The sequence below is a fragment of the Luteimonas sp. Soil_C_5 genome (assembly GCF_057656615.1).
Genome location: NZ_JBDGKA010000004.1, coordinates 306,584 through 330,944, shown reverse-complemented (window position 1 = coordinate 330,944; position 24,361 = coordinate 306,584). Strand labels below are relative to the sequence as shown.

General features: G+C 70.9%; 22 protein-coding genes and 1 pseudogene. 10 read left to right on the top strand and 13 right to left on the bottom strand.

Annotated features, from left to right (window positions below):
- Positions 1–9: 9 nt before the first annotated feature.
- Positions 10–483 (bottom strand): dUTP diphosphatase, encoded by a 474-nt coding sequence (dut, locus tag AC3A5K_RS13310; protein ID WP_487618023.1) that lies wholly within the window; start codon positions 481–483, stop codon positions 10–12.
- Positions 480–1,696 (bottom strand): annotated as a pseudogene (gene coaBC / locus AC3A5K_RS13305) (bifunctional phosphopantothenoylcysteine decarboxylase/phosphopantothenate--cysteine ligase CoaBC). The gene dut and the pseudogene coaBC overlap by 4 nt, the downstream one beginning before the upstream one ends.
- A 176-nt stretch (positions 1,697–1,872) precedes the next feature.
- Between coaBC and radC the strand changes: the two are divergent.
- The 3 genes from radC to AC3A5K_RS13290 all read left to right on the top strand — a co-directional run bounded on the left by radC (position 1,873) and on the right by AC3A5K_RS13290 (position 4,810).
- Positions 1,873–2,547, top strand: a complete 675-nt coding sequence (gene radC / locus AC3A5K_RS13300; protein WP_487618022.1) for a RadC family protein — start codon at positions 1,873–1,875, stop codon at positions 2,545–2,547.
- 403 nt (positions 2,548–2,950) lie between these two features.
- A complete protein-coding gene (locus tag AC3A5K_RS13295) occupies positions 2,951–3,346 on the top strand; it encodes a YchJ family protein (RefSeq protein WP_487618021.1) in 396 nt (131 codons plus the stop codon).
- Positions 3,347–3,628: 282 nt separating this feature from the next.
- On the top strand, positions 3,629–4,810 hold the full coding sequence (locus tag AC3A5K_RS13290) for a lytic murein transglycosylase (protein ID WP_487618211.1): 1,182 nt from the start codon (positions 3,629–3,631) through the stop codon (positions 4,808–4,810).
- A gap of 25 nt (positions 4,811–4,835) precedes the next feature.
- Here AC3A5K_RS13290 and AC3A5K_RS13285 read toward each other — a convergent pair whose 3' ends face one another.
- Positions 4,836–5,324, bottom strand: coding sequence for a hypothetical protein (locus tag AC3A5K_RS13285; RefSeq protein ID WP_487618020.1), 489 nt, complete (start codon positions 5,322–5,324; stop codon positions 4,836–4,838).
- Between the two features lie 66 nt (positions 5,325–5,390).
- On the bottom strand, positions 5,391–6,491 hold the full coding sequence (locus AC3A5K_RS13280; RefSeq protein WP_487618019.1) for a VgrG-related protein: 1,101 nt from the start codon (positions 6,489–6,491) through the stop codon (positions 5,391–5,393).
- 229 nt (positions 6,492–6,720) lie between these two features.
- Here AC3A5K_RS13280 and AC3A5K_RS13275 point away from each other — a divergent pair, with 229 nt between their 5' ends.
- Positions 6,721–6,948 carry a hypothetical protein gene (locus AC3A5K_RS13275; RefSeq protein ID WP_487618018.1) on the top strand — a complete coding sequence of 76 codons (228 nt, stop codon included), beginning with the start codon at positions 6,721–6,723 and terminating at the stop codon, positions 6,946–6,948.
- A gap of 42 nt (positions 6,949–6,990) precedes the next feature.
- Here the strand turns inward: AC3A5K_RS13275 and AC3A5K_RS13270 are convergent, their stop codons facing one another.
- Entirely contained in the window at positions 6,991–7,434 is a 444-nt protein-coding gene (locus AC3A5K_RS13270) for an I78 family peptidase inhibitor (protein WP_487618017.1), read from the bottom strand.
- Positions 7,435–7,532: 98 nt separating this feature from the next.
- Between AC3A5K_RS13270 and AC3A5K_RS13265 the strand changes: the two genes are divergently transcribed.
- On the top strand, positions 7,533–9,212 hold the full coding sequence (locus AC3A5K_RS13265) for a M28 family metallopeptidase (RefSeq protein WP_487618016.1): 1,680 nt from the start codon (positions 7,533–7,535) through the stop codon (positions 9,210–9,212).
- A gap of 188 nt (positions 9,213–9,400) precedes the next feature.
- Here AC3A5K_RS13265 and AC3A5K_RS13260 read toward each other — a convergent pair whose 3' ends face one another.
- Positions 9,401–9,709, bottom strand: coding sequence for a hypothetical protein (locus AC3A5K_RS13260; RefSeq protein ID WP_487618015.1), 309 nt, complete (start codon positions 9,707–9,709; stop codon positions 9,401–9,403).
- A 293-nt stretch (positions 9,710–10,002) separates the two neighbouring features.
- Here AC3A5K_RS13260 and egtB point away from each other — a divergent pair, with 293 nt between their 5' ends.
- The 4 genes from egtB (at position 10,003) to AC3A5K_RS13240 (ending at position 13,253) form a co-directional block, all read left to right on the top strand.
- A complete protein-coding gene (gene egtB / locus AC3A5K_RS13255; RefSeq protein ID WP_487618210.1) occupies positions 10,003–11,199 on the top strand; it encodes an ergothioneine biosynthesis protein EgtB in 1,197 nt (398 codons plus the stop codon).
- Entirely contained in the window at positions 11,196–12,179 is a 984-nt protein-coding gene (gene egtD / locus AC3A5K_RS13250) for an L-histidine N(alpha)-methyltransferase (protein WP_487618014.1), read from the top strand. The genes egtB and egtD overlap by 4 nt, the downstream gene beginning before the upstream one ends.
- 4 nt (positions 12,180–12,183) lie before the next feature.
- Entirely contained in the window at positions 12,184–12,468 is a 285-nt protein-coding gene (locus AC3A5K_RS13245) for a DUF3253 domain-containing protein (protein WP_487618013.1), read from the top strand.
- Positions 12,469–12,584: 116 nt separating this feature from the next.
- Positions 12,585–13,253: a DUF938 domain-containing protein gene (locus AC3A5K_RS13240; RefSeq protein ID WP_487618012.1), complete on the top strand. Its 669-nt coding sequence runs from the start codon at positions 12,585–12,587 to the stop codon at positions 13,251–13,253.
- A gap of 51 nt (positions 13,254–13,304) precedes the next feature.
- Here AC3A5K_RS13240 and AC3A5K_RS13235 read toward each other — a convergent pair whose 3' ends face one another.
- Entirely contained in the window at positions 13,305–17,018 is a 3,714-nt protein-coding gene (locus AC3A5K_RS13235) for an indolepyruvate ferredoxin oxidoreductase family protein (RefSeq protein ID WP_487618011.1), read from the bottom strand.
- 200 nt (positions 17,019–17,218) lie between these two features.
- Here AC3A5K_RS13235 and AC3A5K_RS13230 point away from each other — a divergent pair, with 200 nt between their 5' ends.
- Positions 17,219–17,857 (top strand): tetratricopeptide repeat protein, encoded by a 639-nt coding sequence (locus tag AC3A5K_RS13230; protein WP_487618010.1) that lies wholly within the window; start codon positions 17,219–17,221, stop codon positions 17,855–17,857.
- 33 nt (positions 17,858–17,890) lie between these two features.
- On the opposite strand, the gene AC3A5K_RS13225 is transcribed toward AC3A5K_RS13230, so the two are convergent.
- The 6 genes from AC3A5K_RS13225 to AC3A5K_RS13200 form a co-directional block, all read right to left on the bottom strand.
- A complete protein-coding gene (locus AC3A5K_RS13225; protein ID WP_487618009.1) occupies positions 17,891–18,664 on the bottom strand; it encodes an ankyrin repeat domain-containing protein in 774 nt (257 codons plus the stop codon).
- Positions 18,665–18,764: 100 nt separating this feature from the next.
- Complete coding sequence (locus tag AC3A5K_RS13220; protein WP_487618008.1) at positions 18,765–20,474, bottom strand: Tle-like phospholipase domain-containing protein; 1,710 nt, start codon at positions 20,472–20,474, stop codon at positions 18,765–18,767.
- A 129-nt stretch (positions 20,475–20,603) separates the two neighbouring features.
- Positions 20,604–21,266 carry an ankyrin repeat domain-containing protein gene (locus AC3A5K_RS13215; RefSeq protein ID WP_487618007.1) on the bottom strand — a complete coding sequence of 221 codons (663 nt, stop codon included), beginning with the start codon at positions 21,264–21,266 and terminating at the stop codon, positions 20,604–20,606.
- A 113-nt stretch (positions 21,267–21,379) separates the two neighbouring features.
- On the bottom strand, positions 21,380–22,939 hold the full coding sequence (locus tag AC3A5K_RS13210; RefSeq protein ID WP_487618006.1) for a Tle-like phospholipase domain-containing protein: 1,560 nt from the start codon (positions 22,937–22,939) through the stop codon (positions 21,380–21,382).
- A 253-nt stretch (positions 22,940–23,192) separates the two neighbouring features.
- Positions 23,193–23,765, bottom strand: a complete 573-nt coding sequence (locus AC3A5K_RS13205) for a hypothetical protein (protein ID WP_487618005.1) — start codon at positions 23,763–23,765, stop codon at positions 23,193–23,195.
- Between the two features lie 2 nt (positions 23,766–23,767).
- Positions 23,768–24,337, bottom strand: coding sequence for a hypothetical protein (locus AC3A5K_RS13200; RefSeq protein WP_487618004.1), 570 nt, complete (start codon positions 24,335–24,337; stop codon positions 23,768–23,770).
- Positions 24,338–24,361 lie beyond the last annotated feature (24 nt).

Below are 24,361 nucleotides of genomic sequence, written 5' to 3'. Positions count from 1 at the left end.
TCGTCCCCGTCAGCGCACGCCCGAATGCCCGAAGCCCCCGGCCCCGCGCGCGCTGTCCACGAAAGTATCCACCACATTCAGGGTCGCCCGCACGATCGGCATCAGGACCAGCTGTGCGATGCGGTCTCCGGGCTCGATCGTGAAGGCATCCTTGCCGCGATGCCAGACGCTGATCATCAGCGGGCCCTGGTAATCGGCGTCGATCAGGCCGGTGCCGTTGCCGAGCACGATGCCGTGCTTGTGGCCGAGGCCCGAGCGCGGCAGCACCACCGCGCACAGGCCGGGATTGCCGATGTGGATCGCAAGGCCCGAAGGCACCAGCGCGGTATCGCCCGGCAGCAGCGTCAGCGGTTCGTCGAGCGCGGCGCGCAGGTCGAGCCCGGCGCTGGCCTCGGTGGCGTAGGCGGGCAGGGGCCACTGCTGGCCGAACCGCGCGTCCAGCACGCGGACGTCGAGTACATGGTCTTCGGGGGCAGCGCTCATGGGGTCTCCGGGGCGAGTCGTCCGGCGATCAGGGCGACGAGTTCGGCTGCGATCGCCGTCTTTGATGCGGGACCCAGCTGGCGGCTGCCGGCCGGGTCGTGCACCACCAGGGTGTTGTCGTCGCCTTCGAAGCCGCTGCCGGCCGTGCCGACGCGATTGGCTGCGATCAGGTCGACGCGCTTGGCGGCCAGCTTGCCGCGTGCGTTGGCATCGATGTCGTCGGTCTCGGCGGCGAAACCGACGACGAGCCGCGGACGCGGCGTCGCGGTGGCGACGTCGGCGAGGATGTCGCGCGTGCGCACCAAGTGCAGGTCGAGGCCGTCCTCGCCTGGACGTTTCTTGATCTTCGACGGAGCGATCTGCGCCGGGGTGAAATCCGCGACCGCGGCCGCGCCGATGTAGAGGTCCACTGGCAGTGTCTCGAACACCGCGGCGTGCATCTGCGCTGCCGAACGCACGTCGATGCGCTGTACGCCGTCCGGCGTCGGCAACTGCACGGGGCCGGCCACCAGCACCACGTCGGCACCGGCTGCGACGGCGGCGGCCGCGACCGCGAATCCCATCTTGCCGCTGCTGCGGTTGCCGAGGAACCGCACCGGATCGAGATCCTCGTAGGTCGGCCCGGCGGTGACCAGGACCCGCAGGCCGGCGAGCGGCGCGCTCATGCGGGCAACGCGGCGACGATGGCCGTGGGCTCGGCCAGGCGGCCGGGACCGGATTCGCCTTCCGCCAGCGGCCCGTCCTCCGGCCCGATCACCTGCGCGCCGCGCTCGCGCAGCAGCGCGATGTTCGCCTGCGTCGCCGGGTGCAGCCACATACGGTGGTTCATCGCCGGGCACACCGTCAGCGGTGCGGTCGTCGCCAGGCACAGCGTGGTGACGAGGTTGTCGGCGAAACCGTGGGCCAGCTTGGCCAGCGTGTTGGCGGTCGCGGGTGCGACGACGATGCGCGTCGCCCAGCGCGCGAGTTCGATATGCCCCATCGCGGCCTCGGCGCCCGGGTCCCACAGCGTGGTGCGGACGGCCTCGCTGGACACGGCCTGGAAGGTCGCGGCGGTGACGAAATGTTGCGCGCTCTCGGTCATCGCCACGCGCACCTCGGCGCCGGCGTCGCGCAGGCGACGGACTAGATCGGCGGCCTTGTAGGCGGCGATGCCGCCGCAGACGCACACCAGGATGCGCTGTCCGCGCAGCGGAGTCGGGGCGTCAGCCATGATCGGCGAAGTCCTACGGAAAAACCGGCCGACAGCTTACCCGAAGCCACACGGCCGACCGGCAGTGCCGGCGGGACCGGATGCGTTGCAATCAGGGTCCGGCCGGCCCCGGTCGGTGCTGCGTTCATCCCCTGTCGCAGCGCCCCGGGCGTCGGCCGCCCTTTGCCGAGATGCGCATGCACATCCGTGACTGGCCTGCCGACGAACGTCCGCGCGAGAAGCTGCTCGCACGCGGCGCGCCGGCGCTGTCGGATGCCGAACTGCTGGCGATCTTTCTCGGCTCGGGTCTGCGCGGACAGGACGCCGTGGGCACCGCGCGCCAGCTGCTGGCCGCGCACGGTCCGCTGCGTGGCCTGCTCGAACGCGGGCCTGCCGGGCTCGCGAAACTCCCCGGCCTCGGCCCTGCGCGTGCCTGCCGGCTCGCGGCGGCGCTGGAACTCGGCAATCGCGTACTCGCTGCGGACCTCGCACGCGGCGAGGCGATGACCGATCCCGCCGCCGCGGGCCGGTACTTCTCGCAGCGCCTGCGCGGCTTCGCGCACGAGGTCTTCGCGGTGCTGTTCCTCGACACCCGCCATCGCGCGCTGGCGTTCGAGGAACTGTTCCGCGGCACGATCGACGGCGCCGAGGTCCATCCGCGCGAGATCGTCCGCCGCGCGCTGGCGCACAACGCCGCGGCGGTGATCGTCGGCCACAACCATCCCAGCGGCAGCCGCGAACCCAGCAGCGCCGACCGCGCGGTGACCGCGCAGATCCGCCAGGCGCTGTCGCTGGTCGACGTGCGGCTGCTCGATCATTTCGTCGTGGGGGATGGCGACGCGGTGTCGCTGGCGGCGCGCGGCTGGGTGTGACTGCCGCGCGGTGTATCGCTGTGCGTGGCGTGACGACAGCCGAGCCGCAGCACACTGTTTTGCGCAGGCCCGAGGATCCGCGTATCGCGTCGCAGGACTGGCTTCGCAGCGCGACGTGCACCGACGAAACACACGGAATGTCGCCGACGCGCCGACGCGCCGCGCTGAAGAGCCGAGCTGAAGAGCCAGTGCGCCGTGCGCTGCGACGGCACGCCTCACGCATCCGTGCTGTTGCAGCGGGGGTGCCGTCGTACGGCGCAGGACATCGACGCGCGCCGCCTCGCTTCGCTCGGTAGGCTGCGCGCGCATACGCATACCTACGCGCATACAAACGCTTCCAGCGCTGTTGCAGCCACCACGCGCGCAGGCGACGTCGGCAGCCACGCGCGGGCACACTATGCGCATGTCGTCCTCTTCTGATTCCGCCGCCGCCTGTCCCTGCGGTCGTCCGCGCGCCTACGCCGCCTGCTGCGGACCGCTGCACGCGGGCGCACCGGCGCCCGATGCCGAATCGCTGATGCGTTCGCGCTACTGCGCCTACGTGCGATGCGATGCCGACTATCTGCGCGCGAGCTGGCACAGCAGCACGCGTCCGCCCGCGCTCGATTTTGACGGCCCGCAGCCGGTCTGGCTGGGACTCGAGGTGAAGTCCGCGCGCAGCGTGGATGCCGATCACGCCGAGGTCGCGTTCGTCGCGCGGTATCGCGTCGGCGGCGGCAGCGTCGTGCGCCTGCGCGAACACAGCCGGTTCCAGCGCGAAGACGGGCACTGGCGCTACGTCGACGGCGACATCACCTAGGCCTGCGGTCACGCGCGATACCTGAAACGGCGCGTCTGACCGCGATCGATGGACTGCACGCTCGGGCCCTGCACGCTGTGGCGTTCACTGTTGCGAGTCACCCGCGTCCGATCCTGCACAGGTCGCCGCGCACCGCTGCGTGCGGGCTGCGACTGACCCCGCCATGAAAGCCGCCGTCCGGCGACGCGCGCCGTGCACCATGTCTGAGGCACAGTGGGCGACCGATTTCCAGGAAGGTCCCGCATGACGAACCGAGCCCGCCTTGTCGCGTTGTACGCGCTGATGACTGTCGCAGGCGCCGGCGTCGCGCAGACGCCCGTGCCGCCGGCCGATCCGGCCGCGTTCGCGCGCTGCCTCGACGGTATCCGCGGCGATGCGGCGAAGCAGGGCATTCCGGCCGATGCGTTCGCGCGGCTCACGGCCGATCTGCAGCCGGACATGAGCGTGCTGCCGTTGCTCGATTCGCAGCCCGAATTCACCACGCCGCTGTGGGACTACCTGGCAGGGCTGGTCGACGAGCAGCGCGTGACCGACGGCCGCGCGATGCTGGCCGAACATCGCGACCTGCTCGCGCGCGTGTCCGCGCAGTACGGCGTCGACGCCGAAACCGTCGTCGCGGTGTGGGGCGTGGAAAGCGACTACGGCCGGATCTCGGGCAAGCGGCCGCTGCGCGTGTCGCTGGCGACGCTGGCCTGCAACGGGCGCCGGCAGGCGTTCTTCCGCAGCGAGTTCGTCGCCATGCTCAAGCTGCTGCACGACGGCGACCTGCGCGACCCGCACACCACCGGCTCCTGGGCCGGCGCATTCGGGCATACCCAGTTCATGCCCAGTACCTATGCGCGGATCGCCGTGGACTTCGACGGCGACGGCCGCCGCGATCTGGTCGGCAGCATTCCCGACGCGCTGGCGTCGACCGCGAACTACCTCAAGCGCGGCGGCTGGCAGACCGGTCGTCCGTGGGGCTACGAGGTGACGCTGCCTGCAGGCTTCGATGTCGGCCAGGCCGGGCGCACCAGCCGGCGCACGGTTGCCGACTGGACGGCGCGGGGCGTCACCCGCATCGACGGCGGCGCGCTGCCGGCCGGGGACACGCGCGCGGCGGTGATCGTGCCGACCGGCGTCCGCGGACCGGCCTTCATCGTGTTCCGCAATTACGACGCGATCTATTCCTACAACGCGGCCGAGAGCTACGCGCTGGCGATCGCCACGCTGGCCGATCGTCTGCGCGGCGGCAGCGGATTGCAGACGCCTTGGCCGACCGACGATCCGGGCCTGTCGCGGGTCCAGCGCCGCGAACTGCAGACGCTGCTGATCGCGCGCGGCCACGACATCGGCGAGGTCGACGGCATGATCGGCACGGCGAGCCGCCGCGCGATCCAGGCCGAACAGCGTCGGCTGGGCCTGTCTCCCGATGATGGACGCGCCGGTCAGCGGATCCTGACCGCGCTGCGCGGCGCGCGCTGAGGCCGCGTCGCGCCGGGCGCCGGGCTCAGGTCGATCCGGTCCGGCGGTAGGCGCCGTCGAAACCGGCGCCCATGCCGCACCCCGCGTAGTCGGTTTCGACCGTCGCGGTCTCGCCGTCCAGCACCACGGTGACGCGGGCCGGGGCGTCCGCCAGGTCGGCTTCGGTCACCGAAATCAACTCGCCCTCGAAGGGCACCACGGCGGCGTCGATGCGGCCGCCCGACAGCGGGCCACGAGCCTGGAGTTCGCAATCGGCAGCCGTCGCCGCGCCGTTGGGCACGGCCCCGCCGCGCAAGGCGATGTGCCATTCGCCGTCCGGCGCGGTGGTCAGATCGAGCGTCGTCGGCGCAGGCCCGGTCGCGGTGTAGCGACCCGCGGGTGACGGCGCGTCCGGCGCGAAGTCGCGCGGCGCCGGATTGGCTGCGTGTGCGCCGCCGGCAGCCGGAGTCTCCGGCGCCGCGTGGCAGGCGGCGAGTGCGAGCGCCAGGCAGGCGCCGATCAGGCGTGCGGACATGTGCATCGAATCTCCCGTGGGCCGCGAGGTCCGGACTGCAGGTCCGGTACGTCAGGTGTCATGGTCTCACTGCGCGGCATCGAGCATCGCCCGGGCATCGGCGCGTTCCTCGACGAAGCGGTTGGCGACGCTGGTCTGGGTCGAGGCCGGCGAGCTGCTGAAGTACACCAGATTCCCGTCGGCGCCGCGGCGGCCGCGCTCGGCGTAGATCGCGTCGATGAGCGCGCGGTCGTAGGCCACGCCGTCATCCGGCGAGACGCCCTGCGCCTCGACGTTGCGCACCGCGTTGCTGATCGCATTGGTGGTCGGGCCGTGCTGCACGGCGGTCGACCAGACCGCATCCTGCACCGCATGCGAGCGCGTCGCCACGTCGAGCCCGGTGCGGTCCTGCACCCGGTCGGCCTGCACGTCGTAATGCGTGCGCTGGATGAACGCGTGCTGGGCATCGGCGAAGGCCTGCGGCTCGCGCGCGGCGATCTCGCGCCAGGTCGCGCTGAAGGCATTGGTGGCCGGCGCCGCGCCGCCGAACTCGGCCGCCCATGCAGCGCCCTCGTTCGCCAGGAATTCCTGCGGCCGCCCGCGATTGGTGGCCAGCTGGTAGCTGCCGTAGGACACGCCGCCCGGATCGCCCTGGCCGCTCGACACCGTGCCCGGGCCACGCCCGCCGGTCTCGTACTGCTCCGACAGCTGGCCGAGGCGATGGTCGCCGTCGTTGGCCGCCGGCGGTGCGGCATCGGCGACCGGGCCGACCGGCGCCGTGGGCGTGGACGGCGGGGCAGGCTGCGCAGGCGTCGCGGTGCCCGCGCCGGGCAGGGCGATCGTCTGCCCGATCTGGATCAGGTCGGGATTGCGGATCTGCGGATTGGCGGCCAGCAGGGCCGACAGCGTGGTGCCGTTGGCGGTCGCGATGCCCGACAGGGTGTCGCCCGAGCGCACGCCGACGGCGCCGGCGGTCGGGATCTGCAGCGTGTCGCCGGGATACACGACGTCGGGATTGCGTACCTGCGGGTTGGCGGCCAGCAGCCCTTTCAGATCGACGCCATATTGCTTGGCGACCGACGACAGCGTGTCGCCGTAGTCGACGGTGTGGGTCCGGCCCGGGGGCGAGGTCTCGCGGCCCGCCGATACCGGACCGGTCGCGGAAGACAGGGATTCGATCGAGCTCATGGCGGCTACCCGGAGACTTGAAGGGCGCCCAGCCTCGCGCGCGACACGCTGGCGATCACTCCGGACTGACCCTAGGTCGCGCGCGCCCGACGCACGATCCTGCCCGTGGATGCGCCGAACTGCGACGGCCGTCACGCGGTGCATCCGGGCGGATGCGTCACTTGCCGGGCGCCGATAGGCGATGCCATGGTGCGGCAACATCCATCGCACCCACCTGCAGGAGCCCCTGATGATCCGTGCACTGACCCTGTTCGGCGCGAGCGTGCTGCTCGCGGCCTGCGGCTCGGTCGACTATCGCGACACCAATGCCGCGGTCGATGCGAATCCGCTGTGCGCCAGCCGGCCCAGCCAGCCGGGCGAACCGGTCTCGCGCGACTGCGAACGCCGCGCGGACGGTGCCTTGAGCACGCGCCGCGACGCGCAGCCGGTGGATTTCCGCGCGCGCGGCGACGACTGACCGGGCGCCGCACGCGGCGGACGCCCGGAGGTCACGGGACGATCAGCCGCAGCGGAAGCCGGTGATCTTGCCGCCGGCATCGAGTTCGATGTTCAGACGGTCTTCGAGGAAATCCATGGTCGCGGCGTCCTGCAGGCCCAGTGCGCGGTACTGTCGGGCACCGGCGTCCTGGGTGGCCTTGTCGTAGACGGCTTCGCTGCCCTGCTGGCCGATCAGGCCCTGCACGGCTTCGGTGTCGCAGGGCGTGGTGGCCTGGCCCGGCGCGGGCGACATCGGGTCCTGCGCGCCATCGCCGATCTCGGCCTGCGACGACTCGGTCTCGATCGCGCTGCCGGCACCGGTATCCGCATCGACGACGCCGGCAGCCGGCGCTTCCTCTTCGAAGGACTCGTCATGGGCGGGCGCGCAGGCCGCCAGCGCGAACGCCGGGATCAGCAGGGCGACATACAGGGCGCGCGGCAGCGGGGCATGCAAACGTCGACGCATCGGAGGCTCCAGGTGGGGAATCGCGGCCACTTTAGCGGCTGCCGGTAGGAGCGACCAGTTGCGGCATCATGGTCCGTCTCCGTCTTCAGGGATCTTCGATGCCCCGTCTGCTGCTCTCCGCCGCCCTGGCGCTGTGTCTCGGCGCCTGCGCCTCGTCCTCTCCCGTCGCGACCCGCGGCGCCGATGCCGTGCCCGGTGGCGGCATCCAGGCCGACAATCTGGCGCGGCATCTGTCGGTGCTCGCCTCGGACGAATTCGAAGGCCGCGCGCCGACCACCGAGGGCGAGCGCCTGACCGTTGCCTACATCAGCGAACAGTTCGCTGCCGCGGGTCTTTCGCCCGGCGGTGATGCCGGCACCTGGACCCAGGCGGTCACGCTGGAGCGCAGTGTCATCGACGGCCCGGTGACCGCGCAGCTGCACGTCGGCGGTGCGACGCGCGCGCTGGCCAATGGCGACGACATCGCGGTCGAGACCCTGCGCCCGGGCGCGGGCGTGAACCTGTCGGCGGTACCGCTGGTGTTCGCCGGTTACGGCATCACCGCACCGGAACTCGACTGGGACGACTACGCCGGGCTCGACGTCGCCGGCAAGGTCGTCGTCGTGCTGATCAACGATCCGGATTTCGAAGCCGCCGAGCCCGGCCGCTTCGGCGGACGCGCGCTGACCTGGTACGGCCGCTGGACCTACAAGTACGAGGAAGCCGCGAAGCGGGGCGCGGCCGGCGTGCTGATCGTGCACGAGACCGAGCCGGCCTCGTATCCCTGGGCCACGGTGCGCAACGGTCGTGCCGGACCGCAGTACGACATCGTCCGCGCCGACGCCGAGGCGCATCACCTGCCGATGCGGGGCTGGATGCAGCGCGGCGTCGCCGAGCAGCTGTTCAAGGATGCCGGCCTCGATTTCGACGCCGAGAAGCGACGCGCGCAGCAGGCCGGCTTCCGGGGCGGTGCACTCGGTGACGCCACGCTCGATCTCGCCTTCAAGGTCAAGCGCGACCGCGTGGTCAGTCACAACGTCGTCGGCGTGCTGCCCGGTGCCTCCCGGCCCGACGAGACCGTCGTCCTGTCCGGTCACTGGGACAGCTTCGGCATCGGCCAGCCGGACGACAGCGGCGACGCGATCATCAACGGCGCGGTCGACAATGCCACCGCGATCGCGTCGATGATCGAACTCGCGCGCGTTTTCGCCGCCGGTCCGCGGCCTGCGCGCACGCTGCAGTTCATCGCGCTGACGGCGGAGGAGAACGGCCTGCTCGGCGCGACCTACTACGCGGCCAATCCGCTGCGTCCGCTGGAGACCACGGCCGCGGTGCTCAACATGGAAATGTGGAGCCCGGACGGCGAGACCCGCGACATCTCGTCCTGGGGCAAGGGCCGCGTGTCGCTGGAGCGCGATCTCGCCACGGCGGCTGCGGTCGACGGCCGTGGCTGGTCACCGGATCCGAATCTCGAAGCCGGCCTGTTCTATCGCGCCGACCATTTCGCGTTCGCACAGGCCGGCGTGCCGGCCCTGACCATCGGCCCGGGCATGGACCAGCTCGATGGCGGCGTCGAAGGCGGCATGGCCGCGCGCGCCGATTACTTCGCGCACCGCTACCACCAGCCGGGCGATGAGTTCGACGCCAGCTGGGACATGGCCGGGCCGACCGCGGATACGCGCACGGTGTTCCGTCTGGCGAATGCGCTGGCCAATGCCAGCACCTGGCCGAGCTGGGATGCCGACAGCGAGTTCCGCGCGCGGCGTGTGGAAAGCGACGCCGCGCGGACTGCACCCTGAATCGCACGCTGCGGTGCGCGTTACCGCAGGCGCCGCGCGGCGCATGCCCGGCTGACCTCCGGCCAATAAAAAGCCGCCCGTAAACGGGCGGCAAAGAACCGGTCTGGAGAGAGAGTGGGCATGCAGCACGCATGCGCCGAACCGGTGGGAGAGCGGGGCGACCGGCCGTGTGGCCGGTCAGAGATGCATCAGGTCTGCGCAGGCGGGGTGGCCGGCGGCGGCGTGGTGGTCGGATCCGTCGGCGGCTGCGTCGTCGGATCCATCGGATCGGTCGGCGGTATGGTCGGATCGACCGGCTGGTTCATCGGGTCGGTCGCCGGCGGCGGCATCGTCGGGTCGCTGGGCGGCGGCGTCACCGGATCCGCAGGCGGCGTCGACGCCGGGTCGGTCATCGGTGCGGGATCGGTGGCCGGCATCTCGTTCGGTGCCGGATCATTGCTGCAGGCGGTCATGGCGAGGGCCAGTGCAGCCATCATCGGAAGGGCAATCTTGCGCATGCGGTCACTCCTAACGGGTTGATGGCGCCCAGTGTCCGTGCGGCGGTGTGGTCCTGACGTCGTTGCCGGCGTGGAGATTCCGTTATTCGATGGCCTGTTGCCGTGCTGGACTGTCTGCGGTTCAGGCAACGCGACCGGAGACGAGTGCGCGGCGCGACGGCGCCGTCACATCGCGTGCCTAGGCTGTCGCGATGGCCACGCGCGCACCCGCTCCCGATTCCGCCCATCGCGTGGCCTCCACGCACCGTATCGACGCGCTCGAGGCGCGGTTCGACGCCGTGCGCGCCCACTCCATGCGGCTTGCCGCGCCGGTGTCCGCAGAGGACGCGATGGTGCAGAGCATGGAGGACGCGAGCCCGACCAAATGGCATCTCGCGCACACGACCTGGTTCTTCGAGCGCTTCGTGCTGGCGACCGCGCCCGGCTACCGGCCGGTCGATGCGGCCTGGGATTTCCTGTTCAACAGCTACTACCAGAGCGTGGGCCCGATGCACGCGCGGCCGCAGCGCGGTCTGCTGTCGCGGCCGAGCCTGTCGCAGGTCAACGACTACCGCGCCGAGATCGACCAGCGCATGCGCACGTGGCTGCGAAACGGCGCGGTCGATGCCGCCAGTCTCGACATTCTCGAGCTGGGCCTCCAGCACGAACAGCAGCACCAGGAACTGCTGCTCACCGACATCAAGCATGCGTTCTGGTGCAATCCGCTGGCCCCCGCGTATCACGACGTGCCGGCACCGGCGTCGGGCGAGGCTGCGCCACTGCGCTGGCTGTCGCGCGGTGAGTCCATCGTCGAAGTGGGCCATGCCGGTTGGCCGGGCGAGGCGGGATTCGCCTACGACAACGAGTCGCCGCGCCATCGCGCCCTGGTGCCCGCACATGCACTGGCGAGCCGTCCGGTCACCAACGCCGATTACCGCGCCTTCATCGACGATGGCGGTTATCGCAGTGCAGGCCTGTGGTTGAGCGCGGGCTGGGCGCGGGTGCAGTCGGCGGGCTGGACCCGGCCGCTGTACTGGGACGACGATTGCGCGCGCGAGTTCACGCTTGCCGGCTGGCAGGACCTGCCCGCCGATGCGCCCGTCTGCCATCTGAGCTACTTCGAAGCCGACGCCTTCGCGCGCTGGGCGGGTGCACGCCTGCCCACCGAATTCGAATGGGAGCAGGCCGCGGCCGGTTTACCGGTCGAGGGCCACTTTTCCGATGCCGGCGTGCTGCACCCGCGCGCGGCCGTTGCCGCCACCGGCTTGCAGCAGATGTTCGGCGACGTCTGGGAATGGACCTCCAGCGCCTACACCGCCTATCCCGGCTACCGGCCCTGGCCGGGCGCGCTGGGCGAATACAACGGCAAGTTCATGGACGCGCAGTGGATCCTGCGCGGCGGCAGCTGCGCGACGCCGCCCGACCATGTCCGTGCCAGTTACCGCAACTTCTTTCCGTCCGACGCGCGCTGGCAGTTTGCCGGGCTGCGTCTGGCCAAGGATTCCGCATGAATGCCGCACACGCCGTGGCCCGCGCCGAAGCCGCGCTGACCGATCTCCGCCCGCAGCCCGACGACATCACCGCCGACGCGATCGCCGGCCTGTCGTGCACGCCCAAGCGCCTGCAGTCGAAGTACTTCTACGATGCCGAAGGCTCGCGTCTGTTCGAAGCGATCACGCGTCAGCCCGAGTACTACCTCACCCGCACCGAGCTGGCGCTGCTGGAAGCGCGCATGCCGGCGATCGCGCAGGCCGCGGGCAGTGGCGTGCACGTGGTCGAGTTCGGCAGCGGCAGCGGTCGCAAGACCGAACTGCTGCTCGAGGGTCTCGACGCGCCGGTCGCCTACACCCCCATCGAGATCTCGCGCACCGCGCTGCTGGAAAGCGTCGGGCGGCTGGCATCGGCGTTTCCGGGCATCGAGATGCTGCCGGTCTGCGCCGACTTCACCCGGCCGGTGCCGTTGCCGGCCGCCGCGCATCCGCCGCGGCGCACGCTGGTGTTCTTTCCCGGCTCGACGCTGGGCAACTTCGCCAATGACGATGCGGTGCGTCTGCTGGCGTCGATGCGCCGCACGATGGGCGATGGCGGCTGCGCGCTGGTCGGCATCGATCTCGACAAGACGCCGACGCTGATCGCCGATGCCTACAACGACCTGGCCGGCGTCACCGCGGCATTCACGCTGAATCTGCTGAAGCGCTTGAACCGCGAGATCGGCAGCGATTTCGATCTCGATGCGTTCCGCCACCGCGCGGTCTACGTGCCCGAGCGCATGCGCATCGAGACGTCGCTGGTCAGCGAACGCGCACAGACGGTGCACATCGCGGGCCGTGCGTTCGACTTCGCGGCCGGCGAGGCGATGCAGGTCGAGACCAGCCACAAGTACACCGACGAATCCTTCGCGACGCTCGCCGCGATGGCCGGTCTCAAGGTCAGCCACGGCTGGAACGACGCGCAGGACTGGTTCGGCCTGCGGCTGCTGCAGCCGGCCTGAGCCGGTGACGCCGTCCGATGCGCGCATCGCCGATGCGATCCGCGCACTGCTGGCCGGGCGCGACGCTGCGGCATCGATCTGTCCGTCCGAGGTCGCGCGCCAGCTGTGGTCGGATGCCGCGTGGCGCGATGCGATGCCGGACGTCCGGCGCGTCGCCCGCGGACTCGCGATCGCTGACGTCATCGTGATCACCCGCGCCGATACCGTACTCGATCCGCACAGGCCGTTCGAGGGACCGGTGCGGCTGCGGCGTGGCAGGCGCTGGCCGGACGACGCGTCGAACGACTGAGCATCATTGCGCTGCACGGCGGCGTGCATGACCAGGCTCACGCCGTGAATCGAATGCGCTGACACCACATTGCGGCGTCACCAGCCGCAATGCGCGCGCTGAGCCGGTCCGCCGTGATGCGCAACCCGCTCGGTATCGTGTCGCGCATGACCACGCCGATCCCGACACCACACGACGACCGTCCGTTTTCACCGGCATGCGAGCGCAATCGCGCGCCGATCCTCGACGTGCTGCGGATCTGTCTGCAGGAGCGCCGGCGCGTGCTGGAGATCGGCAGCGGCACCGGCCAGCACGCCGTGCATTTCGCGGCGGCACTGCCCGGCCTGCGCTGGCACACCTCGGATCGCGCCGCGCATCTGCCCGGCATCCGCGCCTGGCTGGACGACGCGGCGCTGACCAACACGCCGCCGCCGGTCGAATTCGACGTCACCACGGGGCCATGGCCGCGGTCCGATGCAGGCAACGCGCGCTTCGATGCCGCGTTCACCGCGAACACGCTGCACATCATGGGCTGGCCCGCGGTCGAAGCCCTGTTCGCGGGACTGGACGCCGCGCTCGACGCCGACGCGACGCTGGTCGTCTACGGACCTTTCAGGATCGGCGGTGCGCAGACCAGCGACAGCAACCGCGCGTTCGACGCGATGCTGCGCGCGCGCGACCCGCATTCGGGCATCCGCGATCTCGAAGCGGTCGATGCGCTCGCCGCGCGCATCGGCCTGCAGTTGCAGGACGACATCGCGATGCCGGCGCACAACCGCTGCGTGGTCTGGCGGCGCAGGCGCTGAACCGCGATACGCGCCCGGCTGCGGGCGCGTATCGCGTGACGTGCAGCGGCCTCAGGCCGCCTCGACCCGCACGATCCGCAGCGGGTTCTTCCATTCCTTGAGCAGCTCGGCCTCGCGCGCCTGTGCGGCGTGCAGGTGCGCCTCCTTGACGTGACCGTAGCCGCGGATATGTTCCGGCACGCTGGCGATCTCGGCGGCGAGGTCGACGTTGCCGCCGTCGAGCGTCTCCAGCAGACCGCCGACGGTCGCCTCGTATTCGCCGATGAGGCGACGCTCCATCTTCCGCTCTTCGGTGTAGCCGAAGACGTCGAAGGTGCCGCCGCGCAGGAACTTCAGCTTCGCCAGCACGCCGAAGGCCTTGAACATCCACGGGCCGTACTCGCGCTTGACCAGCTCGCCCTTGTCGTTCTTCTTCGCCAGCAGCGGCGGGGCCAGATGGAAGTGCACGCGGTAGTCGCCTTCGAACTGCTGTTCGAGGCGGCGCTTGAAGTCGCCGCTGGTGTACAGGCGCGCGACCTCGTACTCGTCCTTGTAGGCCATCAGCTTGAACAGATAGCGCGCGGCGGCCTCCGACAACGCAGTGGAGCCCGGCGCCTGCGTCTGCTCGGCCTCGCGCACGCGCAGCACGAAATCGCTGTAGCGCTTCGCGTAGGCGGCGTCCTGGTACTCGGTGAGGAAGGCGCTGCGACGCGCGACCACTTCGTCGAGCGAGCGCGACAGGCGCACGTCGTCGAGCGGCAGGAAGGCGACGTTGTCGCTGCCGTCGTGCGCGGGCACGTGGCGCAGGTCGGCCTCGTTGCGGGTCACGCGCGGCGCCGAGGTCGCGCCCCATTCGCTGGTTTCCCACTCGCCCGGCGGCAGCACCGGCAACTCGTGGACCGTGCGTTCGGCGGCGGTCGGCGCATTGCGCACCAGGCCGGCCGCGGCGCTGACGGCGTCGAAATCGACGACGGCCAGACGGCCCCAGGCGAACGCGGTCTTGTTCATCTCGACCGCGGCGCCGTTGAGCTCGACCGCGCGCATGATCGCGTCGAACGAGATCGGCACCAGACCGCGCTGCCAGGCGTAGCCGAGGATGAAGAGGTTGGCTGCGATCGCGTCGCCCATCAGCGCGGTGGCGATCTGGGTCGCGTCGATCTGCAGGGGCGCCTGGCCGCCGAGCGCGTGCTGGATCGCGGCGACGATGTCGGCCGCCGGGAACTGCATGTCCGGGCGCGTGGTGAACGTGCCGGGCATCGCCTCGTAGGTATTGAGCACGACCTGGGTGCGGTCGCCGCGGATCTTCGACAGCGTCCAGTAGTCGTTGACGACCACCATGTCGCAGCCCAGCACGAGGTCGGCCTCGCCGGCGGCGATGCGCACCGCGTGGATGTCGGCGGGGGTCTTCGCGAAGCGGATGTGCGTCGTCACCGCGCCGCCCTTCTGGGCGAGGCCGGTCTGGTCGAGCACGCTCGAGCCGCGGCCTTCGAGGTGCCCGGCCATGCCGAGCAGTGCGCCGATCGTGACCACGCCGGTGCCGCCGACGCCGGTGATCAGGATGTTCCAGGGCTGCGAGAGATCGCTGGCGAAAGTCGGCTGCGGCAGATTGGCGAGCTTCTCGGCCGCCGAGACCTTCTTGCCCTTGCGCGGCGCGCCACCGTGCACGGTGACGAAGCTGGGGCAGAAGCCCTCGACGCAGGAATAGTCCTTGTTGCAGTTGCTCTGGTCGATCTCGCGCTTGCGGCCGAACTCGGTGTCCTTGGGCAACACCGACACGCAGAACGACTTCTTGCCGCAGTCGCCGCAGCCTTCGCAGACCAGGGTGTTGACCATGACCCGCTTCTGCGGATCGGCGATCTTGCCGCGCTTGCGGCGACGACGCTTTTCGGTGGCGCAGGTCTGGTCGAAGATCAGCACGCTGGTGCCCTTGATCTCGCGCAGCTGCTTCTGCACCGCGTCGAGGTCGCGGCGGTCATGGAACTCGACGCCGGACGGGAACAGTTCGCGCTTCGACCACTTGCCGATGTCGTCGCTGACCAGCGCGATCACGTCGACGCCTTCGCTGCGCACCTGGTGCGCGATCTGCGGCACCGTCAGCGTGCCGTCGACCGGCTGGCCGCCGGTCATCGCGACCGCGTCGTTGTAGAGGATCTTGTAGGTGATGTTGACGCCGGCCGCGACCGACTGGCGGATCGCCAGCGAGCCGCTGTGGAAATAGGTGCCGTCGCCGAGGTTCTGGAACACGTGCGGCGTATCGGTGAATGCCGACTGCCCGCACCAGGTCACGCCTTCGCCGCCCATCTGGGTGAAGGTGTCGGTGTCGCGGTCCATCCACGTCACCATGTAGTGGCAACCGATGCCGGCCAGTGCGCGTGAGCCTTCGGGCACCTTGGTCGAGGTGTTGTGCGGGCAGCCGGAGCAGTAGTGCGGCACGCGCGGGAACTGCGCGCGCGGCAGGGCGAGTTCGCCTTCCTTCGCTTCCATCCACTGCAGCACGTCGTGCATCTTCTGCCGCTCGCTGCCGTCGTCGGGCAGATAGCGCAGGATGCGGCGGGCGATGACGCCGGCGATCGTCGCAGGCGTGAGTTCGCCGGTGCTGGGCAGGATCCACGTGCCGCTTTCGTCGTACTTGCCGACGATGCTCGGACGCGCGCCTTCGAAGTTGTAGAACAGCTCCTTCATCTGGCCTTCGATGAAGCCGTGCTTCTCCTCGACGACGAGGATGTCCTGCAGGCCGCGCGCGAAGTTGCGGATGCCGACCGGTTCCAGCGGCCAGGTCATGCCGACCTTGTAGACGCGGATGCCGAGCGCGCGGCAGGTGGCTTCGTCCAGGCCCAGGTACTCGAGCGCGGTCAGCACGTCGAGATAGCTCTTGCCGGTGGTGACGATGCCGAAGCGCGCGTCGGGCGTGTCCAGCACCATGCGGTCGATACGGTTCGCGCGCGCGAACGCCTGCGCGGCCTTGACCGCGTAGCGGTGCAGGCGCATCTCCTGGTCCATCGGCGGATCGGGCCAGCGGATGTTGAGACCGCCGGTGGGCAGTTCGAAATCGTCCGGGGTGACGATCTGCAGCGCGAACGGATCGACGTCGACCGACATCGACGACTCTACCGTTTCGGCGATCGTCTTGAAGCCGACCCAGCGGCCGGTGTAGCGCGACATCGCCCAGCCGACCAGGCCCATGTCGAGGATGTCCTGCACGCCGGCCGGATTGAGGATCGGCATCATCGCGCTGGTGAATTCACCCTCGCTGCCGTGCGGCAGCGTCGAGCTGCGGCAGGCGTGGTCGTCGGCCGCCAGCGCCAGCACGCCGCCATGCCGGCCGGTACCCGCGGCGTTGCCGTGCTTGAACACATCGCCGCAGCGATCCACGCCCGGACCCTTGCCGTACCACATCGCGTACACGCCATCGACGTTCGCGCCGGGGAACAGGTTGGTCTGCTGCGTGCCCCAGACCATCGTCGCGCCGAGGTCCTCGTTGAGGCCCGGCTGGAACTTCACGTTGGCCTCGGCCAGATACTTCTTCGCGCGCCACAGTTCCAGATCGAAGCCGCCCAGCGGCGAGCCGCGATAGCCGGAGATGAAGCCACCGGTGTTCAGGCCCGCGGCGGCGTCGCGCAGGCGCTGCATCAGCGGCAGCCGCACCAGCGCCTGCACGCCGGACAGGTAGATCCGGCCTTCGGTCCGCGTGTACTTGTGGTCGAGCGAGTAGTCCGTATCGAGCACACCGTTGGTCAGGCCGGTATTGGCCGAGGCGGGCGAGGACAGTTCGGCAGTGCTGGTCATGACGGAAACTCTGGCGGGCGGGCGCACGGGCGCTGGCGGGCGGCCGCGGGACGGGCGCGCGGCATCGGGAAAAGCGGGGGAAAACGGCGCGGATTGTAGCAGTGGGGCTGTGGCGTCCTTTCGTGCAGGGAGGCCGCCGCGTGCCGGCACGGCTACAATCGCGACGGGGAGCACTTTGTTTCGTTCAGGGGGAGTCACACGTGATCAAGCTTTTACGACCGGCAGGTCTCGGCCTGCTGCTGTTGGCGGCGTCGACGGTCCATGCGCAGCGTGCGCCGACGCCGGCCGAGTTCTACTTCGACGACGACGCGCGGGTGGCGGTGCCGATCGTCGCGATTCCGGGGGAAGGCGACGAGGTCCACGGCCGGCTGCTGCAGCTCATCGACCGCAATGCCCGCAACGCCGACCAGGCCCGCGCGCAGCTGGGCCGCGCGCTGATGCGCAGCGGCCGGGCGGAGACCGGCCGGGCGATGTACACGCAACTGCTGACGTCGCTGCCGGCGCGTTCGCCGCTGCGCAGCGCCGTGCACTGGAACTACGGCTGGGATCTGTATCGCAGCGGTCTGGCGGACGAGGCCCTGGCCCAATGGCTGCTGGCCCTCGACGGCCGTCTGGTGAAGCCGACCTGGGCGCCGCCGACGCTGGCGATGGTCCTGTGGCGGCTGGACCGCCGCGACGAGGCGGTGCAGTGGTACGCGGCCGCGGTGCGCACCGAGCCGACGCAGTGGGGCGATGCCGCGCAGTTCCCGCAGTTGCTGCCCGACTGGACCGATGCCGAGCGCGCCGTGCTGCGCGACGTGTTCACGGCCTGGCGCGCCAATCCGCCGATCTGGCCCTGAATCAGCCTTCGGCCGCCTATCGGGTGGCCGGCGTCAGTCGCGGGATTCGACCGCGATGCCCCGGGCGGTCAGCCATTCGCGCACCTGCGCGCGGTTGCGCTTGGCGTCGCCCGACAGGATCGATTCGCTGGTGCGGAAGAACGACGGCTGGAACGTCACGCCCACGCGGTCGGTGGCGGTCGGATCCACGCCGGCTTCGAGAAAGCGCAGCACCCAGGCGCTGGCATTGATCCGCGCGGCCTTGTGCAGCAGGGTCGACCCGCTGCCGTCGACGACGTCGGTGCGCGCGCCGGCGGCGAGCAGGAATTCGATGTTGCGGTCGCTCTTGGCTTCCAGCGCGTTGTAGAGCGGCGTCTCGCCGTTGCGCGTATTGGGCACGTCCGGCGACACGCCGCGATCGAGCAGCGTGCGCATCCAGCCGGTGTCGTCGAGCATTGCCGCGACGTGCATCGCGGTCGCGCCATTGCTGGCGCCGGCCGTGGGATCGGCGCCGGCCTCGAGCAGCAGGTCGAAGGCCTTGCGGTCGCTCTGCAGCATCGCGCGCTGCAGCAGCGTCGAGCCGCGGGTATCGGTGGCATCGGGATTCGCGCCATCGGCGATCAGCCGGCGCACATCGGCGGCATCGCCCGATGCGGCCGCGCGGTCCAGCGCGGCGGCGGCGGGGGTGTCGAATTGGCTCTGGTCCATGTTCTGTCCCTGTCGTGCGCAGGCGGTCTGGGTGGCGGCGACCAGCAGCAGGCACGCCAGGCGTGCCGGCCAGCGGTGCGCCAGCGCGTGCGCGGTCGTCATGTGGAGCGGAATGCGCATCGGATGGCGTCTCGCGGCGCGGCGGGCGATCAGCCTAGCGCAGGCCGCCACACGGCGGCATGACACGGGGCGTGGGCGCAACGCGGCTCAGGCCGGTCGCTCAACGGAACCAGTTGAACGGATTGGCGCGGTCGGCCACCCAGCGCGCGCCGTCGGCGACGGCATTGGCCCCGTCGACGATGCGCTCGCCCGTCCACTGCGCGCCTTCGACCACACGCTCGCCGGTCCACTGCACACCGTCGACGACCTTGCCTCCCGTCCACACCGCGGCATCGGCGGTGGCACGGGCACCGTCGGCGATGCGTTCGCCGGTCCACTGGGCGCCTTCGCCCGCGCGGTCGAGCGTCCATTCCGCGACATCGCCGGCCGTGCCGACGATGCGACCCGCGCCATCGCCCACGGCATCGACGCCGCGGTTGAGTGCATGACCGCCATTCTCGATCGCGCCGGCCACGGCATCGAACGGCGCGTCGAGCCCGACCCGGTCGCCGACGTCGCGCAGCACACTGCCGCCGAAGGTGGCGAGGTTCTCGACGTTGTCGCCCAGGTGATCGGCGCTGTTCGCCACGAGCCGGCCGGCGCCGTCGAACACGCCGTCGACCACGTCGCCGGCGATGCGCACGCCGCCCTGGATGTAGCGGCCCTCGGCGATGTCGCCGTCGACGACCTCGCGGATCGACTGCCCGGTTTCCGACACCGTGGTCTGCACCGCGTCGGCCGCGCCGATGACCTGGCGGACGCCGGTCGCGATGGTGTTGAACTGCAGCTCGGCCGCGTTCTGCACCGTGCCCAGCGCCAGGCCGGCATCGGTGCCGGACAGGTCGAGCGGCCGGTAGGCGGTGTTCTCGCGCAGCGCCTCGACATACGGCGCGCCGTCGCCGCCGCCGCCGTGCAGGCCGATCGGATTGAACGGATTCGCATCGGCCGGCGGCGCGATGCGCAGCTCGTGACCCACCGCGTCGGGCGGCGATCCGACCAGCGCGCCGGCGGGCAGATCCTGCTGCAGCATCGTCAGCACTTCGCCGTTGACGACGTAGCGACGGATCTGGCCGCTCTCGGATGCATCCGCGCGCGCCGCGTTGGGATTGAGCTCGAGCGCGCGCAGGGTCTCGTTGCTGAGGCCCGACGCGTTGAAGGTCACGCCCGGGATGCCGGTGGCCAGCATCGCCGCCGAGGCATGACCGCCGCCGAGCGACTGCCCGGTCGCCGCCACGTTGCCTTCGCCGAACACCTCGAGCGCGCGCTGTGCGAGTTCCGTGGCGCGGCTGTAGGCGGCGGTCTCCAGGCCGATCGCCTGGCCGAGATTGGTCGGCGTGTCGCTGGCGCGGCCGTTCTCGCCGAACCAGCTGTCGGTACCGCGATAGGCGATGACGTACTGGCCCTGGGCGTTCTGGTAGATCGCCGCGTCGAAGCCGCTGGCCGGATCGTGCAGCAGGCTGGGCGAGATCGGAATCACGTTGCCGGCCGGGTCGACCAGATGGTCGGCGCCGCCTTCCGCCGGTTGCAGGCGGTGCATGCCGGCGGCGGCGAGTTCGGCTCCCGAGGCGGTGCCGGTCAGGCCGCCGGTCGCGGGATCGGCGTAGACGTCATTCGCCATCAACGCGAATTGCAGATCGCCTTCCGGTTGCGGCGCGGTGCCGCGCACCGAATCGGCGAAGCTGCCATCGCCGCGCGGATAGCCCGTGCTCATGTCGACCTGCGGGCCGGTCGCGGCGCGGTCGCCGGGCGCGAGGCTGCGCGCAGGATCGAGGCCGGGATCGCGCCAGGTGTCTATCGGCGTGCTGCTGCCGGAGGTCGGGGACAGGCTCATGGCGCGCGCTCGCGGGAAGACTGTCCACGACCATAGACATCCTGCCGCGTGCAGACAGCTGGTGCGGACCCTAGGTCGTGGAGTGTGGCGAGCGGCGCGGGCGAGGCGTCGGCGCGCCAGGCCGCGGACTCAGTACGTCGCGGCGACGTTGGCTTCGAGCGGCACGCCGTGGGCCTTCAGCCAGGCGACGATCTCGCGGCGCTCGGCGCGCGCGCGGTCGTTGAGCAGGGCCGCGGGGAAGCCGAAGTACTCGGCCTGGAACGTGGCGCCGCGGGCGTTCTCGGCCTGCGGGCGGGCACCGCGGCGCAGCAGCGCAAGGATCGCCGCACCGCCATTGGTGCGGCCGGCGACGTGCAGCGGCGTGTCGCCGTTGCGGTCGGCGATGTTGGGATCGGCGCCGGCATCGAGCAGCACCTCCGCCTGGCCGGCGGTCGGCGACAGCAGCGCCTGCACCAGCGGCGTTGCGCCGGTATGCGGATTGCGCGCATCGGGATCGCCACCGCCGGCGATCACCCGCCGCAGGATCGCGGGATCGCCCGAGAACGCCGCCGCATGCACCGGCGTGTCGCCGCGCGCGTTGGCGCGGTCGGGATCGGCGCCGCCGTCGAGCAGGGCATCGACACTGGCCGCGCGGCGCTGGCGGATCGCCTCCATCAGCAGCGTGTCGCCATCGCTGCCGGGCGTATCGGCCGGCACGCGTTCGAGCTGTCGGCGGATCTCGGCCGCATCGCCGCGCCTGACGGCGTCGGCCAGCGGTGCGGTGGCGGGCGTATCGAAGGCGTCGTGGCTCATGGACGGCTGTGCACACCCGGCAGCGCAGAGGAGAAGGACGGTCGACGCCAGGGCGCGGTAGCCGATCATGTCAGCGTCCGATCATACGCACGGCATCGGCCCGGCACGTGAGGTCAGCGGCCGAAGAGGCTGCCCACGACGTTGGTCGCGCCCTGGGCCAGCCAGCCCACGCCGTCGGCGAAGGTTTCGCTCACCTGGCCGGCCACATCGGTCGTGAACTCGGCCACGTCGCCGGCGCCGTCGATCGCACCGCCCAGGGCCCGACCGCCCCAGCCGCCCACGCGGTCCTCGACGTGACGCGCGAACTGGTCGGCGTAGCCGTCGATGGTGTCGCTCGCCGCGTTGTAGGCGCCCTCGACCAGATCGCCGGCCAGACGCACGCCGCCCTGCACGTACTGGCCGTTGGCGAATTCGTCGGCGACCACGGCATCGACGTCGGTCGCGAAGTCGTGCACGTTGCGGGCGTAGTCGTCCTTGGCCGCGTCGGGCAGCAGGTTCTGCAGGTCGCGGCCCAGCGACGAGGGATTGCTGTAGCCCGCCTGCCACGGCTGGTGGTCGATCATGCCGGCGGTCAGCGCGTTCGGACTGTGGCTGATCGCCGCATAGCCCAGCGTGCCGCCCAGGCCGACGATCGGCGAAATCACGCCCGTCAGCGGGTGCCGCGCCAGTTCGACGCCGGCGTTGAGCGCCGCGCTTTCGGCCGGGGAGAATTCTTCCAGTGGCCCGTAGTGCGTAAACATGTTGTGCGCGTCCGCAGCGGCCGGAGCCACGACGATCTGGGTGCCCAGCGCATCGGGCGCCAGCAGGCCAGTGACCCAGCTGTCCTGCACGTTGGTGAGCGCATCGCTCGACAGCGAATAGGCGCGGATCTGCCCGCCTTCCGCGCTGTCGCGCGCGGCCTGCGGATCGATGCCCATGCGATCGAGGGTATTGGCATGGATGCCCGAGGCATCGAAAGTCACCGCCGGCACGCCGCTGGCAAGCGATCCGACGCTCGCCAGGCCACCGCCCTGCGAATGCCCGGTGATCGCGAGGTTGGACACGTCGCCGTCGCTGCCGAACACGCTGGCGAACTCGCGTGCGGTATTCACCGCGGTCAGGCTGAACTTGTCGCCGTCGGCGGTTTCGTAGCCGAGGCCCTGGCGGAAATTGTTGTCCCAGTCCGCGCCGCCCTCGGCGGTGCCGCGATAGGACAGCACATAGTTGCCGGATGCGTCGGCATAGACCTCGGCGCGGAATTCCTGCGCATTGGCCGCCACTGCGTCGTTCGCCCCCAGGTACTGCAGGCGCCAGGCCTGCGGATCGGCGACGCCCAGATCGGTGAGCTGCTGATCGGTGACTTCTGTCCACCCCGGCGGCGGCGCGCCGCGGGTGCCGTAGACCGAGGTCGCAAGCTGCGACAGGGTCACGTCGAAAGGCTGGGCCTGCGTTCCGCTGGCGACCTGGCCCAGCGTACTGCCGGCCGGAGTCGCATAGGGACTGCCGCCGCCTTGGCCCTGGCTCGGACCGGACGGCAATGCGGGTGCCTGGATCTGCGCGTGGTAGCTGGTCTCGGGCCGATACGCGCTGACCGAAGGCGGTGGCGACGATGCGGCATACGGCGCGGCGGCGTCGAGGCGCGGCAGGACTGGTGTCTGGGTCCGGCCAACACCATCACTGATGGTCAGGGACATCACCGCACTCCCGCGCAATCGATGCGGTCGACGTTACGGCGGCAGCGGCCCGCCGCCAGCTAGGGGCGGCCCTAGTCCGGGTGTGCGTGGTGGCGGCGCGATCCCGGCGCAGCGGACGCAGGGTGGATAGGTCCTGTCCTGCGTTGGCTGACGCCTATCCGGGGTCCGGAGCGGTGGACTCGATCCGGGGGTGACGCAGCTTCATCGCTGGTCGAAGCCGCGTCGCCCGCGCAGGGCGCTGGACGCGCCCGCGTCAGGGCTGCAGCGGCGGCAGGTAGGCGATCTGCGGATGCGGCAGGCCCAGCGTGTCCAGCAGGCGCGCATAGCCGTCGTTGTTGGGGGTGCGCGTCTCGCCGTCGACCTGCATGGCCGGCACGCTCTCGTTCAAGGGCACGCCGTCGGCGTCGTAGACGAAGAACCATTCGCAGACCTGGCAGCCGCCGGGAATCTCGCCGTACTCGACCACCAGGTACGGGGTGTCGTCGGCCGCCACCGCGCAGGCGAGGCCGACCGGTGCGTAGCCGTCCATGCCGACGGGCGCGTCGAGGGCGCGGGGTGCGTCCCCGTCGATCCGGTCGACCCGGGCGCCGTTGTCGGTACGGGCCAGCGTGTAGCGGCGCGTGCCGCAGTCGATGGCCGGCGCGCGCGTGTCGGCGGGCGTGGCCTGCGGCAGGGCGGCCACCGGGGCCGGCGATGCCGTGGCGGGCGCATCCACTGGCGCCTTGTCGGCGCAGCCCGACAGGCCCAGCAACAGCAGCGGCAGCGCGCCGGTAGCCAGCATCCGTGCGCGGCGGCGGACGTGCCCGGCGGAAAACCGGTGCGTCATCGTCAGATCGACTCGTCGACCACGCGCTGCAGCTGCCAGCACGGCGCCTGGGCGAAGACGTAGGTCTGCTGGTCGCTGGTGTCCGGCGTGGTGAAGGTGATCTGCATGCCGCCGTCGGCGGTCGCCTCGATGCGAGATTCGCGGCCCGCGGGCGTGAGTCGCGGCATGACCGGCCAGAGGACGTCGTCCAGCGGCACCTCGGTGGTGATCTGGCGGGGTTCGGGTTCCGCCTCCACGTCATAGCGCTCGACGATCAGCGGATCGGCCGTCGTCAGTTCCTGGAACGCGATCTCGCGACCGAAGCGTTCGGCGAAAGTCTCGAAGGCATCGATCGGGCAGTCCGGCGTCGCAGCGGCACTGGCGGTGGGGGCAGCAGGCGCGGCGGTCGTCGCCGTGGCTGCGGGCGCAGGCGCGGGCGCGCAGGCGGCCAGCACGATCGCGATGCCGGCCGGCACCGTCCAGGCGATGCCGCGACGCGCACGCGGAGCAAGCCGCGCCGGGTTGCCGTGTTTGCCGGAACCGGCGGTGTCCGCATCGTCGATTGCGCTTGCCTGTCGCATGCCCTGGTCCATCGTGTCGCTCCTGCGGTCGTGGCG